10 protein-coding genes and 1 pseudogene are annotated in these 14,571 nt (G+C 58.8%); 4 read left to right on the top strand and 7 right to left on the bottom strand.

All coding sequences use genetic code 11. The features are described from left to right. Window positions 1–46: 46 nt before the first annotated feature. The 4 genes from MOV63_RS02230 to MOV63_RS02215 are packed head-to-tail and all read right to left on the bottom strand — an operon-like array spanning window position 47 to window position 5,092. Window positions 47–1,840 (bottom strand): ABC transporter ATP-binding protein, encoded by a 1,794-nt coding sequence (locus MOV63_RS02230; protein WP_247031495.1) that lies wholly within the window; start codon window positions 1,838–1,840, stop codon window positions 47–49. Beyond that, entirely contained in the window at window positions 1,834–2,832 is a 999-nt protein-coding gene (locus tag MOV63_RS02225; RefSeq protein ID WP_247031341.1) for a glycosyltransferase family 2 protein, read from the bottom strand. Before MOV63_RS02225 ends, MOV63_RS02230 begins: the two co-directional genes overlap by 7 nt. After that, the gene (locus MOV63_RS02220; RefSeq protein WP_247031339.1) at window positions 2,832–3,935 is read right to left on the bottom strand and encodes a glycosyltransferase family 2 protein; all 1,104 of its coding nucleotides are present in this window, start codon (window positions 3,933–3,935) and stop codon (window positions 2,832–2,834) included. The genes MOV63_RS02225 and MOV63_RS02220 overlap by 1 nt, the downstream gene beginning before the upstream one ends. Further along, entirely contained in the window at window positions 3,920–5,092 is a 1,173-nt protein-coding gene (locus tag MOV63_RS02215; protein ID WP_247031337.1) for an acyltransferase, read from the bottom strand. The genes MOV63_RS02220 and MOV63_RS02215 overlap by 16 nt, the downstream gene beginning before the upstream one ends. A gap of 344 nt (window positions 5,093–5,436) precedes the next feature. Here MOV63_RS02215 and MOV63_RS02210 point away from each other — a divergent pair, with 344 nt between their 5' ends. From MOV63_RS02210 to MOV63_RS02200, 3 genes are all read left to right on the top strand, one after another. Further along, on the top strand, window positions 5,437–6,672 hold the full coding sequence (locus MOV63_RS02210; protein ID WP_247031335.1) for an efflux RND transporter periplasmic adaptor subunit: 1,236 nt from the start codon (window positions 5,437–5,439) through the stop codon (window positions 6,670–6,672). Continuing rightward, window positions 6,669–9,725, top strand: a complete 3,057-nt coding sequence (locus tag MOV63_RS02205; protein WP_247031333.1) for an efflux RND transporter permease subunit — start codon at window positions 6,669–6,671, stop codon at window positions 9,723–9,725. The genes MOV63_RS02210 and MOV63_RS02205 overlap by 4 nt, the downstream gene beginning before the upstream one ends. 278 nt (window positions 9,726–10,003) lie before the next feature. Next, entirely contained in the window at window positions 10,004–10,726 is a 723-nt protein-coding gene (locus tag MOV63_RS02200) for a response regulator transcription factor (protein ID WP_040124382.1), read from the top strand. A gap of 121 nt (window positions 10,727–10,847) precedes the next feature. Here MOV63_RS02200 and MOV63_RS02195 read toward each other — a convergent pair whose 3' ends face one another. Further along, window positions 10,848–11,696, bottom strand: a complete 849-nt coding sequence (locus MOV63_RS02195; protein ID WP_247031331.1) for a MipA/OmpV family protein — start codon at window positions 11,694–11,696, stop codon at window positions 10,848–10,850. A gap of 183 nt (window positions 11,697–11,879) precedes the next feature. On the opposite strand from MOV63_RS02195, the gene MOV63_RS02190 reads away from it, so the two are divergent. Continuing rightward, window positions 11,880–13,301, top strand: a complete 1,422-nt coding sequence (locus tag MOV63_RS02190; RefSeq protein WP_247031329.1) for an ATP-binding protein — start codon at window positions 11,880–11,882, stop codon at window positions 13,299–13,301. A gap of 71 nt (window positions 13,302–13,372) precedes the next feature. On the opposite strand, the gene MOV63_RS02185 is transcribed toward MOV63_RS02190, so the two are convergent. Both MOV63_RS02185 and MOV63_RS02180 read right to left on the bottom strand, forming a co-directional pair. Then, a complete protein-coding gene (locus MOV63_RS02185) occupies window positions 13,373–14,242 on the bottom strand; it encodes a hypothetical protein (protein WP_247031327.1) in 870 nt (289 codons plus the stop codon). Between the two features lie 144 nt (window positions 14,243–14,386). Continuing rightward, window positions 14,387–14,506: pseudogene (locus tag MOV63_RS02180) on the bottom strand (D,D-dipeptide ABC transporter permease); the annotation flags it as partial. Window positions 14,507–14,571 lie beyond the last annotated feature (65 nt).

Here is a 14,571-nt window from a genome sequence, read left to right as displayed (position 1 = left end):
AGTCGATTGTGAGAGCGCAGCAACTTTGCGGATTTGAACGGGATTTTCACGATTGGCTGCCATGCGACATCTCATGTTCGTAAAGCTGTTCCATGCTCAAGGATGCAACTTCGGCAAAGGGCGTCTGATTGCGGACGCGGCCGGCACCGAGAATGACAACCTCGTCGCAGAAGGAAATGGTGCTGTGATGATGGCTGACAACGATCGTGGTGCGGCGCCCGGCTCTTAATTTCAACGTCTCCACGATCGATGCCTCGGACAAGCCGTCCATGGCATTCGTGGCCTCGTCGAGGATCAGGATTTCCGGATCGCGGACCAGAGCTCTTGCCAGGGCGATCCGCTGTCGTTGACCGGCAGACAGGCTCGCTCCCCGGTAGCCGACGACAGTTTCATATCCGTCAGGCAGCTTCTCGATAAATTCATGCGCCTCGGCAAGTCTGGCCGCGTTTTCCGCCGCGAGAAGGGAGGTCTCGTGGCCGTAGACGATATTCTCGAAAATGGTGCCATCAACCAGTTCAAGATCCTGGCTGGCAAGCGCAATCTGTCGGCGCCACTCGGCGGGATCGATTTGGTCGAGTGGAATGCCGTCGACAAGAATATTCCCCTGATCAGGCTCCACAAACCGGCATAGGAGATTGACGATCGTGCTCTTGCCGGCGCCCGACCGTCCGATAATTGCCGTCGAGCGGCCCTGGCGAATATCAAAGCTTACCGAACGCAGGACCACGGGCCGTGTGCTGGAGCCCGGATACCTGAAGGTCACCTGGTCGAACTTGATCTGCCGGCGGAGCCCCTGGATCGGGTGGCTACCCTGGGGCGCCGCCGGTTTGTCGGAGGAATCCAGTAGCCATCCAACCTCTTCCAGCGCCCCACTCCATCCCTGAATCTGGCTCCAGGCCATCTGCAGCGCGCGGACATGCGGTTGCAGCCTATAAAGCAGGACGACAAAAGCCACGATGACCGGGAAACCGACCCCAATCCGCCATGCGCTGACAACCACACCCAGAAAGAGGGCGGAATGCAGGACTTCGGTTAGCGGGGGGAGAGCTGCCTGGCGGCTGTTAAGAACGAAACCCGCCTTTCGCACGGCATTCGAAGCCGCGTCGAAGATCGTTCCTTCACGTTGTTCCTGTCCGAATGCGCGGATGAGGCGCCCGGCATGAACGAGGTGAAGCATCCTCGCGGCAAGCTCACTGTTGAACGACGTGACGTTGCGGCTCGGGCCCTTCAGGCCTGCCGATAGCAAAGCATGGATGGCCTGGATCAGGACAAGCCCAAGTGTGACACACAGCGACATCTGCCACGAAAGAAGCAGCAAAAATGCGAGCAGGATAATGGCGGCTGACGCATTCACGATCGCTGCAAGGATGGTCTGGACAGCATCCGAGGCCCGCCAGGACTCGTTGGAGATGATGTTCAGCAACCGCCCCGGGCTTTGCTGCAGGAAGAACGGATAGCCGATCGTCAAAAGCTGGTCCGCGAGACGGTTCCGGATCGAATGGCCGGCCTTGCCGTATATGAAATTGGCAAGCACCGCGTTGGCAAAAGCCAGCACGTTCTTCACGGTGATCAATCCGAGAATGGCGGCCGCGATGACGATCAGCCGGGTTTGATCGTCCAATCCGGTTCCCACCCGCTGAAAAACGGCGGAAAGGCCGGCCATTCCCGAAGCATCATTTTCACCGGCAATGATGCTGAGCATGGGAATGACAAGACCAATGCCGGTGCCTTCGAGAACGGCGCTGCTCAGTCCCAGGATGACGACGATAGCCAACAGACCGGTGTTTTTCCCCAGAGCGTTGCGCAGGAGGTGAGAACTCGATGTGAGGACATCTAGCATGGCGGCGATTCCCGTTGCGGACGGGGCAGATGGCTGGTCGTCCCAGGATCCGCCTGTTTGGGCCACCGAATGGCAAGCAAGGCAAACTTGGCTGCTCCGACCAGGTTCATGCCCACGATCGTCAGGTGGGAGAGGGAAATCTCCGGATCGAAACGGTAGCCGCCGAACAGTTCCCGCCAGGCCGATCGGGTCGTCCAGCAGAAATGACGAAGCAGCCAGGGAGCCTTGAACGCATGCTTGATGCAAAGACCGCCGTTTCCAAGGCTGTAATCCCGGTGAAGTTGTTCGATTGCATCGCGTGTGGTTCGCCCGTGAAAATGCTGGACCGTCATGTCGGGAACATATTCGATTGGAATGCCGAGTTGATAGGCACGGACGAGGTAATCCGTGTCTTCTGCGGACCGCAGCGGGCCGCCGGCCCCGAACCGCTCGTCAAAGCGCCCGATGCAGGCTGCCGCTTCTCGATGCATGGTCATGTTGCAGCCAAGCACGAACCCGCCCGGATGAACATCCGGCGTGAAACGGGCCCGGAATCGCGACCGCTTGATTGTAAAAGGCAGATCGTGCGGGCTGCCGAGATCGACGCGGCCGCCCCGGACGATGCATCGCTCGCCTGCCGAATAATGCCGGTTCAGATCCTGGAGGTAGGAACCGTCGACGACGCAGTCATCATCGACAAAGATCAGAAGCCTGCCTCGCGCCCGCTCCATTCCCGTATTGCGCGCGGCAGCAAGGCCAGGCCGCGGCTCCACCATCCATCTGACGGGAACAGCGGATTTCGCCGCGATGCGGGATAAACGCGTGGCGGTATCGTCGGTGGATCCATTGTCGACCACCACCAGCTCGCAGTTGAGGGAACAGGCTTCGCAGGCGGCTTCGATCGAGCTGATACATGCCTCGAGCGCGGCCGCCCTGTTGCGGGTGCAGACGATAAAGCTTGCATCGATGGGGTGACCCCCATCGGGGGACAGAGGGGGACGCTCTCTGGGCATCAGGCGAGCCCTCGAAGCGGTAACACCGTCTTGGCCGGCACCGATTGATAGTACCGTGCCACCCCATCGAGCCGCCGGATCGCCTCTTCCGACATGCGGCTCAACCAGGGCGCAGCGACGGCGGCTCGAAGGCCATAACGCTCCCGCCGCCGGATGACGTCCCATTTTCCCGTTCGCATAAGAAATGCGTGGGTCAACTCCGGACGGTGCTCATCAGCAATGAATTGGTAGAGGAAATAGAAGAAGCACAAGGCGCCCTCTGCGTAACTGCTGGCGCTTGCACCAACTTGCTCGGCGACCTTTCCTTCGATCGCGAGCATGCAATCGGCGGCTCGGCGCACCGTTTCCGGCGTAACGGCCGCGCCGATGGCAAGAAGAGCGCCGGGATCGTCGTTAAGAGCCTCGCGTTCGAGGTTCTCGGCGACGATCTTCAGGTGGGTTCTGCGCATTTGGCGCCTGTGCCTGTTGGTAACGCTGTCGCTGTGGATACGATAGGCGATCAGGCTCTCGTCGATCATCGCCGCCGGAAACGCGCGGGTAATGCGCCTGAAGAGATCGAAGTCCTCCGCATGGACATAGCTTGCGTCATAAACCAGCATATCTTCCGGAATGATCTTGCGATTGTACATCACCGTCGAATGCAGGAAGATCGTGAAGAACAGCGACAGTATGTGCCAATCTCCTGACTGATAAATGGGATTTGGCGTGCTGCGCACGACGCGGTTGCCGAGAAGCCGATCGACTTCCGTTCCGCAGATCGCAAGCTGGGGCTGCTGCTCAAAGAGTGCGACCTGGCGGGAAAAGCGGGTTGGATAGGAGATATCATCCGCGTCCATTCGGGCGATCAGGTCACCTCTAGCCAGGGCGATGCCCTCGTTCAAGGTCGCGATCAGCCCGCGGTTCTCGCGCGAGACGATGCGAACGCGATCGTCAAGCTTCTGATATCGGTGCAGAATATCCAGCGAGAGATCGTTTGAACCATCGTCGATGGCGACGATCTCAAAGCGCTTGTAGTCCTGGCGCAGAATGCTCTCGACCGCCGCAGCGAGATAAGGTTCGCCGTTGTAGACGGGCAATACGACGGAGATCAGCGGGGAGGACATCGTTCGACTCGCAATGGCGTGGCAATTTGAAGTTCCTGTACTTGCCCAGCCTTCGAAATGGCTGCGGCAGACGGCGCGTCATACGTCGGGTCAAGCCTTCTTTGGGGGACGTATGGGAAATAGCGCTTGAACTGGTTGAGTGGTTTTTCGAACGCCAGCCACGAGATCGCGGCCAATACCAATGTTCCGGTGGTTCCTAAGATGAGGCGACCGAAACCCTGTTCCGAGACGTTGAACGGAATCCAGGGTTGTGCGCCTACGACGAAGGAGAGGACGATCGGATGGAACAGGTAAACCCCGTAGCTGACACGTCCGACAGCGTTAATCGGAGCGGATTCCAATAGACGGCCGGGAGTTCCCCGCAGGCCCGACGAACAGTATCCGACCAAGGCCGTGAGCGGAACAAGAGGAAGGACCTCCAAGCCGATCCAATTCATCCAGGCAAGCGTCGGTGACAATGGGAGCGGTTTCAGCCACATCAAAATGGCTGTTGCAACAAGCAAGGGTGCCGAGCTTAGCCGCATCCACTGCGGCAATGTCTGAGATCGCGCTCGATGGAGCGCAAGGAGCGCGCCGGCCACCAGGGCGTCCATCGACGCTGGAGGAAGAAGATCCCGCGCGAGCGAAGGCGTCCCCGTGAACGGCCAATAGAACCGATAGGCGAGCGAGCATGCGATGAGAGCCATGCAGATCGGCTCAAGCCAGCGACGCGGGGCGAGCAGGATGACGAGCGGCCACACGACATAGAACTGCTCTTCTATGCTCAGGCTCCAGGTGTGACAAAGTACCCAGGGCGTCCATTCATCGCGAAGGGCATACCAGAAATTCGAGAGATAAAGCGCATGCCATTTGATGCTACCACGCGCCTGCTCGAGGTTGACCAGCCAGACGAAGCTCAGCACCGCAAAGTACGGCGGAAATATGCGCAGCGCCCGGCGAATATAGAACGATCCTATCGCGGTGCGTGGTTCGTACTGGGCGGTGGAGCGCGCTTCCAGCAAAACTCGCGTTATCAGGAAGCCGCTGAGAACGAAGAACAGGCGTACGCCGATATGGCCCCAATGCGACCCGTCGGCCGCGAAAAAATGCGCGTATAGAACCATTGAGATGGCAAGAGTTCTAAGACCATCCAATTGTCGGTCGCGTGCATGAAGCATGGAGCCCCCAGTTGAGCAGAACTTGTGATAACTCCCGCTTCGCTTGTATTTTGCCGCCGTGCTTTGTTTGGAACCCCGAAAACCTATTTTTGCAGCCCGAAAAGTTCAGGCAAAATCCGACCAAACTGTGGCCGCCACCGCGATTCAGACTTTAGCCCCGCAGCAGGCCAGCCTTTAGTCCTACTTCCAGACGCGGAGTTTAGCGGGCCGCGCCTCTTGAGAATCCGAGGCACGAGCGGGCCGCAACATTTCTTAATGCGACTACACAGTGCGGCTCCTCCCCATCGCTATCGTGTGACCAAACAAGCCAGGGCGCTCGCCGGCCCAGTTAAAAGGTCCACTCCATGATCGCGTTATCGACCGTATCATCCACGCTTCGACGCTGCTGCGCGCTTTTCGGTAAAGCAGCGATGCTCGCATGTGCGTTTTCGACAGTGGCTTTTGCAGACGCTCAAATGCCGGTGACGACGATCGTCGCCAAGCGAGGCGCGTTGACGGAAAGGATCGAGGTGGTTGGTTCGCTCGCGGCGCGGGAAGAAATCGAGGTCTATCCCGCCGTCCTCGGCAAGGAGGTCAGGCAGATTCTGGTAGAGGCCGGGCAACATGTTGAACGCGGCCAGGCGCTCGCGCTCCTGGACACGACCGAAGCACTGATGTTGCTGGACAAGAATGCGGTGAGCCTCCTTCGCGCGCGTGCTGCCGTGGCGGTTGAGAGCAGCAAGATAGAGGTGGCGATGGTCACCGAAGCCGAAGCGCGCAAGAAGCTGGAACGCAGTCGCTCGCTACAGCCAAAAGGAGCGATCGCCGACAATGTCCTCGAGGAAAACTTGAACGCTCACGCCCGAGCCGTCGCGGAATTGCGACTGGCGCGCCAATCGTTGGAGCTCGCCAACGCAGATCAACAATTGATCGCCAGCGAGCGGCGGGAAATCGAACTGACTGTTCAGAGAAGCACCCTGCGAGCCCCCAGCTCGGGTCGGATCTTGAGCCGGAAAGCGCGTGTCGGGGGGATGACATCGAGCTCCGCCGACCCTCTTTTTGTCATTGCTGACGATGATGATATCGAGTTCGTGGCGCAGGTGACGGAGACGAGCTTCGTTCGGCTGCGCGAAGGCATGAGCGCCGAAATTACCTTGCCAGGACGCGACCGAGCCCTCGCGGGAACCGTCCGGTTGAATGCCGCGCAACTCGATCCCAAGACAAGAAGCGGGACGGTGCGGATCGAACTTGCAGACAAGGCCGGACTTGTCCCAGGCGTTTTTGTGCGGGGTAACATCAGTGTCGAAGAGCGGCAGAATGTTCTCCTCCCGGGAACGGCCGTCAAAAGCACGGCGGCCGGCCACAACGTTTACGTCGTTTCAGACGGGCTCGTGGATATCCGCCCGGTCCGCATCGGATCACGGCAAAGCGGCTTCGTGGAAATCGTAGACGGCATCCGGGAGGGAGAGGAGGTGGTCCTGAAATCAGGTGCCTTCCTGAAGGCACAGGAGCGGGTGAGGCCCGTATTGGCCGCGACACCGGCAACGCGTGCCGACGCATCCGCATCTACGCAAAATCGGCTCGGAGCCCGACTTCAATGAACATATCGGCCTGGGCGATCCGCAATCCGCTTCCTTCGATCCTCCTATTCCTACTCCTTGTCACCGCGGGTCTTTACAGCTTTTCACGACTGCCCGTTACCTACTTCCCGACCATCGACGAGCCGGCGGTGAATGTGATTATCGACCAACCCGGCGGCGCGCCGAGCGAGTTGGAGACTGAAGTTACGCGTCTTGTTGAAGACGCGGTAGCGTCTCTTGCAGGCGTGGAAGAGATCAAGTCGACCGTCACTCAAGGCCGTTCTGTTACCGCTGTCGAATTTGAGTTGGGCGTGATTTCGCCAGACCGCGCCATGGGTGACGTCCGCGACGCGGTTGCGAAAATCCGCAGCGATCTTCCCGATGGAATAGATGAGCCTGTCATCGAACGGGCTGAGGAAGAAGCGCAGGCGGTGGTGACTTATGCCGTGACAAGCCAGGACATGACCGTTGCTGAGCTTTCGTGGTTCGTCGACGATGTTGTTGCCCGGCAGTTGCAGGGTCTGAAGGGCGTTGGCCGCATTGATCGTGTCGGAGGTGCTGACAGGGAAATCCATGTCGAACTCGATCCTTCGCGATTGCAGGCGCTCTCCCTGACGGCGAATGCCGTTAACGAAAGCCTCATCGCAAGCCAGTTGGATCGTTCTGGCGGCCGCAGCAACCTGAATGGCCGAGAACGGACGCTGACGACCGCCGCGGCGGCGCAGACGATTGCAGAACTGGGTGGTTCTCGCATCCTCCTGTCGGACGACGCCAGTGTGAAACTGGAAGATGTCGGCAGCGTCCAGGATACGATCACGGAGGCCCGCGCCTTTGCTACTTTGGATCAGGAGGACGTTGTAGGTTTCGCGGTCTATCGCTCAAAGGGTTCGAGCGAGCTAGCTGTTGCGGAGGAAGTGGCCGTCGCACTGGAGAAGCTACATCTCGAACAGCCGTCGATCCGCGTCAAGCTGGTCGACGACAATATGTCCTACACGGCGGGCAACTACAACTCGGCCATGCATACCCTCTATGAGGGCGCGGCATTGTCAATCGTCGTCGTATTTCTATTCCTGCGCGACTGGCGGGCCACGGTCGTGGCCGCAATCGCGCTTCCGCTTTCGATCATCCCGACCTTTTTTGCCATCGATCTCCTGGGCTTTTCCCTCAACATCCTCAGTCTGCTTGCGATCACCCTGGTGACAGGAATTCTCGTGGACGATGCGATCGTTGAAATCGAAAACGTGGTGCGTCATCGCGACATGGGCAAATCCGCCTACCGGGCTGCGTTGGACGCCTCTGACGAAATAGGGCTTGCTGTCATAGCCATATCCGCAACGATCATGGCTGTCTTCACACCCGTGGGCTTCATGAGCGGCGTGGTCGGGCTGTACTTTCGAGAATTCGGGCTGACCGTTGCGATAGCGGTGTTCTTTTCACTTCTGGTGGCCCGATTGATCACCCCAATCATGGCTGCATACATCATGACGAACGCTCCTCCGTCGCACATTCGGAAAGGGCGTTTGGTGTCGGCCTATGAGGGGCTGCTGAAGGTCAGTCTGCGGTGGCGATGGATGACAGTCGGGTGCGCATTTGCGGCTTTCGCATTGGCTCTATACGCTCTGACCTCCCTGCCGACCGCTTTTTTGCCGGAAGAGGACACCGGGAGGTTGACCCTCTCGGTGGAGCTGCCCCCTGGGGCGGCTTTGCACGAAACAAGGGCGGCGACGGACGAAATAGCTGCCCTGATCCGGCGGGATTCCGCGGTGGAAGGCGTATTCGTCAGGGCGGGGTCGAGTACGGCCGGACAGGAAGACGTACGATATGCGGTCGTCCTGATCGATCTGCTCCATAAATCCGAGCGCGACCGTTCATCGTTCTCGATACAAGCCGATCTTGAAAAGGCGCTTTCCTCCATTTCGGACGTCAGGCTGCGCTTTCTCAACACCCGCGGCGGGCGGGACATATCTTTCGCTGTCCTGTCCGCGGATGGCGTTCTGGCTCAGCGGGCCGCAGATAACATACTGCAGGAGCTCGCAGCCGACAGAAACTTCGTCAACCCGACCGCCGACAACGCGGCAACACGACCGGAATTGCGGGTGAAAGTCGACGCGGACAAGGCCTCAACGATCGGCGTATCTCCGGCAGAGCTTGCGCGCACGATCCGCGTATCGACGGTAGGCGATGTCGACAGCCGACTGCCCAACTTCATCGACGGCGGCCGACAGATCCCAATCCGTGTGCTGCTCCAAACGGATGCTCGCGACGATTTGCCAACCCTTGAAATGCTGTCGGTACCGACGACGCGAGGGACGTCGGTTCCGTTGTCTTCCGTCGCCGACGTCAGCTTCGATGAGAGGGTCGCCGCCATCGAGCGATTTGATCGCCAGCGTCGCATCGAAATCTCAGCGGACATGGCTGACGGCATGACGTCGGGCCAGGGTCTCGACAGGCTGGCACAGCTCGATAGCGTCAAGAGCCTGCCGGCGGGCGTGCGCATTCAGGCGACCGGGGATTCCGATACCGAAGGCGAGGTGTTCTCAAGCTTTGCGGTGGCGATGGGATCGGGCGTCATGCTTGTGCTTGTCGTTCTCATCCTCCTCTTCGGAAGCGTGCTGGCGCCCTGGACCATCCTGGCCTCCCTTCCCCTGTCGATCGGCGGCGTTGCAGCTGGCCTCATGCTGAGCGGCAACGCCGTCTCGCTTCCCGTCGTCATCGGTATCCTGATGCTGATGGGGATCGTGACGAAAAACGCCATCATGCTCCTGGACTTCGCCATTGAACGCGAAGCCCATGGGCTGTCTCGGGTCGATGCGATCGTCGAAGCCTGCTCGGAGCGAGTCCGCCCCATCATCATGACCACGTTCGCTATGATCGGGGGAATGGCCCCCTCCGCGCTCGGGGTAGGGGACGGAGGCGAATTCAGGGCGCCGATGGCGATCGCGGTGATTGGCGGTCTGCTCGTGTCCACGGTTCTATCGTTGATCGTCATCCCGTCGCTCCACCTGATCGTTTCCGACTTTGGCGATCGTACCGCTCGGATCTTCAAGCCCTTCCTCCAGTCGGCCGAGATCTGAAGGGTGCAGGCGCCGCAAGGACGCTTGCACTACCAATGGAGGGCCGGCCAACCACCTGGCCGGCCCTGCCGTATATCGCAGAGCGTTTTTTCCGCAGCGCCGCCACTTTGCCGGTCACGTCAATTCTGCGTCGCGATGCGAGCGGCTGCGGCTCTTATCGCCATGGCTGGGCGCGTTTGGTATCACTGCGTGTAGTGACCGCAACAAAACTTAATAAAGCGAAATATTCCAGGACCAACAGCCGGCCCATTGTCAGGTCCTTAAACAGGAAAAGACCCATGCAGCCCAATTCAGCATCCGCGAAGATATTGATCGTGGAAGACGACTTCGAAATCGGCAATCTTCTGGCGTCGACAATTCAGGAAAGCGGGATGCTGCCGACTGTGGCTGAGGACGGAAACGTGATGCAGTCCCTGCTTCGCAGCAATTCCTATGACCTGATCATCCTCGATGTCATGCTGCCGGGCGAAGATGGCCTAAGCATTTGCAAACGCATCCGTTCGGAAAGAACGATCCCCATAATCCTGTTGACGGCACTCGGAGAGGAAGTCGACCGGATCGTGGGACTGGAAGTCGGCGCCGATGACTACATTACGAAACCCTTCAGCCCAAGAGAGGTGGTCGCTCGGATTCGCAGTCTCCTGCGTCGCGCCTCTTACGGCCTGACAAGTAGCTCTGCTCAAAGGAAGCTGCGGTTTGACGGATGGGTGATTGACCCGATGCGGCGCCGGCTTCACGACCCCGGCAACGCTCGCATCGCTTTGACAACGACGGAATTCGATCTTCTGCTGGCGTTCTGCAGAAATCCGGGCAGGGTCATCACCCGCGAGGAGCTGCTCTTGTTTACCCATTCCGGGCTGGCTGGGCCGATCGAGCGCAGTATCGATGTGCATATCAGCCGCCTCCGCCAAAAGATCGAGGCTGATCCTCGCGAGCCAACGCTCCTGCAGACGGTCAGGCTGGGAGGATATACTTTCACCGCGTCGGTGGAGGAGGTCTGAAGTAGCGGCCGCGATCTTTCTCCGCCGCCGCAACTGCCATATTGCGCACGGCAACGCATGTCGCCTGCGGATCGGATGCGATCCGTGCAGGCGACACGCCATTTATCTTCGCTCGCCGGCTTTAGAACTTGTAGCCAACAAAAGCAGAAACGGAAGGCTGGATCTTCTTCTCGACGATCGGGCTATCCGCGGCATCTCCGGTGAGCACTCCGATGCCTGCTTCACCACGCACCAACCAATGATCGCTCAGTGCGTATGTGGCAGAGGCAGAAAGGTCGACACGCTTCAAGCCTGCTTCCGCTTTATATTCAGGCAGGCCTGAACGTGCCGACTGAGCGGCATCGACGCCAAAATAGGCCTGCATATGTTTGTCATTGGCCACGGTGGCTTCGGCGCGTGCGCCCAGAATGAGACGCTCCGTGACCGGGGCCGAGTACTCTACCCCAAACTTTCCGATCAGGCTTTCACTGCCATTGATGGTCTGGTCGACGCTCGCATAGATTTTGACCGGACCCCAATCATAGCCGACTTTTGCGCCGACTGTTGCGGCGAAGTCGATGTCGCCGAGGCCGCGGAGGCGATCACCGTCACCCTCATCCCGCCCTGATTCGTAGCCAACCGCAGCGGAAATGGAAAATCCGCCTTGATCCAGGACAGTGACGCTGATCCCACCTGGATCGATTTCCAACCATTTGCCGTAGGTAAACACGACGGAGGGAATGGGGCTGACTTCAAATTCGTCGCTCCCTTCGTATTTAGGCTCGTAAGAAGCGCCTGCGCCAAGGATCAGGCTCCAATTGCGCTCCGGTTGGCGTTTGTCGAAACGCTGCTTGTCGAAAGGTGGCTCCGGCGTCTGCTCGGTGGCGGTCTGGTCGGCGCCATAGGCGTTTGGAGAAAATCCCGCAACGCTGAATGCGGCGCATAAGGCGAGGGGCGAAAGACGCCGCTTGGCTTTTTTAAGATGTAGCATAAGGGCTCCAGAACAGGTTATCAGTCCCCCCAACAGAGGAGCCTGCGATGGCTTGTGTTTCATGCCGAAGCCCTCGGTTGCGTGTTTTTTTGTTGCACTTTGTTGCAGCCCGCCGCGATCGGCAACGAGGCGGCCCCGCCGTAACAAAACGTAATAATCGCGCAGCAGGAAACGCGGGATCTTGTGAGGGAGTTCGACTATGTTTCCGGTTCGCCGAGCGGCCTCGGCTCAAGCGCGCTTCTCAATTCCAAAAGGGTGCTCATGTTCTTTCGCCGGCTTCCAGGCCTATCGACGATCCATAGTCAGATCACGGGCGTCATTCTTCTCAGCCTCGCCATCACCGTTTTAGGCGGCTCTTTTCTCAAGCAGCGGGTTGAAACCGGATACTCGCTAGTTGATGTTGAGGAACTCGCCGACAGTGTGTTCACGATAAGCTCCATCCTCAAAACGTCCACGCCCGAAGAGCGCGACATCGTTCTTCAAGCAGCCAATCGTGCCGGTTGGCACTTCACTCTGCGACCTCGCGCCTTGGCGGAAACGTTCAAGAGTTCATGGCCGGGGGAAAGCGTCCTGGACGCTACGATGGACTGGCTTTTTTCGCCCGATGGGAGACAGACGCCACTCGGCGGCTGGAAAACCTTTGTTGATGACAAGCGCGTCGTCTCAGCTGAGATTGACGATAAAACAATCCTCGTTTTGGACGGCCTTCCCAGCACGGCGTTCTGGAGCGAGGTCCTCGATTATCTGGTGGCGGTTATTACTTTGATCGTGCTGTTTTCTTCGTTCGGGGTCTGGGCAATCACGCGGCCGCTACGGAAGATTGCTTCCGCGGCTGCGAATGCTGACATCACGTCTGGTCGGGTAATCTTCGAAGAGGAAGGCAGCGTAGAGATCGTCGCTGTTGCGCGCTCCTTGAACGGGATGAGCGATCGTATCACCGATATGATCCACGGCAGGACGCGGATGCTGCGTGGGGTGAGCCACGATCTGCGCACGCCATTGACGAGACTAAGACTTCGAATAGAGCGGGTCGGCGACGGGCAATTGCGCGATATGTTGCTGGCGGATATCTCTCGCATCGATAGTCTCCTCAAAGAGAGCCTCAGCTATCTGCGTGACGACCATCATCGAGAGCAGGTAGAAACGATTGACCTGGCAACGACGCTGCAGACGATCTGCAGCGAATTTGACGATGTGGGCCACAAGGTCGACTATATCGGCCCCAATCATCTGTCCGCCAATTGCAAGCCCCTCGCGATAACGCGTGCAGTGACCAACCTTTGCGAAAACGCTGTGAAATTTGGCGACAAGGTCGCAATCGAGCTGAAGCGAAGCGGAGACAAGGTCGTTGTCGACGTATCGGACAATGGCCCCGGGATACCGAAGCAATCTCGTGCACAGGTGTTGGAGCCATTCTTCAAGCTGAATGCGGCGAGGACTGACGGCAACGCCGGGTTCGGGCTGGGATTGTCCATCGTTGGGGAAATCGTGCAAGCTCACCGAGGAACGCTGGAACTGTTGGACGGGGAGTCATCCGGCCTCTTGGCGCGGTTAACGTTTCCAGCAGATCTCCAGGCTGACAGCGTCACCGCGCAGGTTCGGTGAACGCCTGGGCGATGGCTTTGATCGGCCTGCGAGCGTGCTTTCTGGATTCGCCTATCTGTGCAGTAAGGACCTCAGCTATGGCTATAACTCGGCGGGTTTGCCCGCTCTGGGCCGGCATTTGCTGCGGAGGCATGGGCGCCCGCGTCGAAATTGTCTGCAGCATTGGTGAGGGAAGCCAACATCGCGTCCGCCTGGTTGAAATATTGTTTGATCCATGGGACGGGGCCGACGCCAAATCGCCTTTTCGATCCCCACCGCTGGCCTTTTTCGACCATTGTATCCCAAGGTCTCGGCTTCCCGTGGAAGACGATGATTTTTGCGTTCCGCGGCTGCCTGATCCTCGGCAGGAGCAGATTGATCGGAAAGTATTTCGTGCAGCTTCTCTTGAAGCTGACGCAGAAACCTGTCGGCCAGTAACTTTTTTGCCGCACCGCCTGCGTCAGGTAGGACTGGTCGTTCTTGAATTGCGCGATGATCGCCTCAGCTTTGCCTACGAAGTCGTGGTAAATTCCATCGACATGTCCTGCATGAAATCCAAAGACAGATGACTGGGCACCCCTGTCCGGCCTGAAGCTATTTGGGAGAAGGCTCCAGAGATCCGGATTCCATTCCCGTTGGATCACAAAATGACGGCGCTCCCGAAGCACGCCGACCAGCGGGGCGAGGGATTGTTGGATCATGACGTCGAGATCGAGGAAAAGCACGACGTCTCCGGGCGGGAAAAGACCCGGGGCAAACACGCCGATCTTGGGCCAGCACCCTCGTCTCCACGCCTGCTCAGGCAAGCCGAGATTCGGGATATGACGAGTGAGAATGCCGGAAGCAAGGCCGCGACGATCGTCGGTCAGGCAGACAAAGTCGAACGGCTCCTCCATGTTGCGCAGCACACCGGCATAAAGAGCATTGACATGGCTGGTGGTGAAAGCCGTGCCCCATTTCATGCAAACAATCGTAACCAACATGCCGCTCCATCGATAATCTGGAGACGGTCTAAGCGACTTCGGCGCGAATGATTGTTTATAGTTGTTATATGATGTTGCCGAAGATTGTCATCGATGTCGGCGGGTTCCCACCACCAGTTGTGCCCTGGCGCCGAGGCCGAGAAAGCCGAGACCGGCGACCGTGAGGAGGATGCCCGACATGTTGAGGGTCGGGCGGATGATGATCGACGGCGCGCACAGCGGCACGCGAAGCAGAACGCGACCCGTATCGACATAGATCTGAAATCTGGTATATCAGATGCTGTACTCTCACCGCCTCGTCAACGGAT

This window comes from Neorhizobium sp. SHOUNA12A, assembly GCF_023006505.1.
In the GTDB taxonomy this organism is placed as follows: domain Bacteria; phylum Pseudomonadota; class Alphaproteobacteria; order Rhizobiales; family Rhizobiaceae; genus Neorhizobium.
Note: the sequence above shows the minus strand (reverse complement) of the source record. Positions and strands in the feature narration are given on the sequence as shown.

Excerpts from the sequence above, each read along its gene's own strand:
- MOV63_RS02230 (WP_247031495.1), bottom strand. The coding sequence starts at position 1,840 with ATGCTAGATGTCCTCACATCGAGTTCTCACCTCCTGCGCAACGCTCTG.
- MOV63_RS02225 (WP_247031341.1), bottom strand. The coding sequence starts at position 2,832 with ATGCCCAGAGAGCGTCCCCCTCTGTCCCCCGATGGGGGTCACCCCATC.
- MOV63_RS02220 (WP_247031339.1), bottom strand. The coding sequence starts at position 3,935 with ATGTCCTCCCCGCTGATCTCCGTCGTATTGCCCGTCTACAACGGCGAA.
- MOV63_RS02215 (WP_247031337.1), bottom strand. The coding sequence starts at position 5,092 with ATGCTTCATGCACGCGACCGACAATTGGATGGTCTTAGAACTCTTGCC.
- MOV63_RS02210 (WP_247031335.1), top strand. The coding sequence starts at position 5,437 with ATGATCGCGTTATCGACCGTATCATCCACGCTTCGACGCTGCTGCGCG.
- MOV63_RS02205 (WP_247031333.1), top strand. The coding sequence starts at position 6,669 with ATGAACATATCGGCCTGGGCGATCCGCAATCCGCTTCCTTCGATCCTC.
- MOV63_RS02200 (WP_040124382.1), top strand. The coding sequence starts at position 10,004 with ATGCAGCCCAATTCAGCATCCGCGAAGATATTGATCGTGGAAGACGAC.
- MOV63_RS02195 (WP_247031331.1), bottom strand. The coding sequence starts at position 11,696 with ATGCTACATCTTAAAAAAGCCAAGCGGCGTCTTTCGCCCCTCGCCTTA.
- MOV63_RS02185 (WP_247031327.1), bottom strand. The coding sequence starts at position 14,242 with ATGAAATGGGGCACGGCTTTCACCACCAGCCATGTCAATGCTCTTTAT.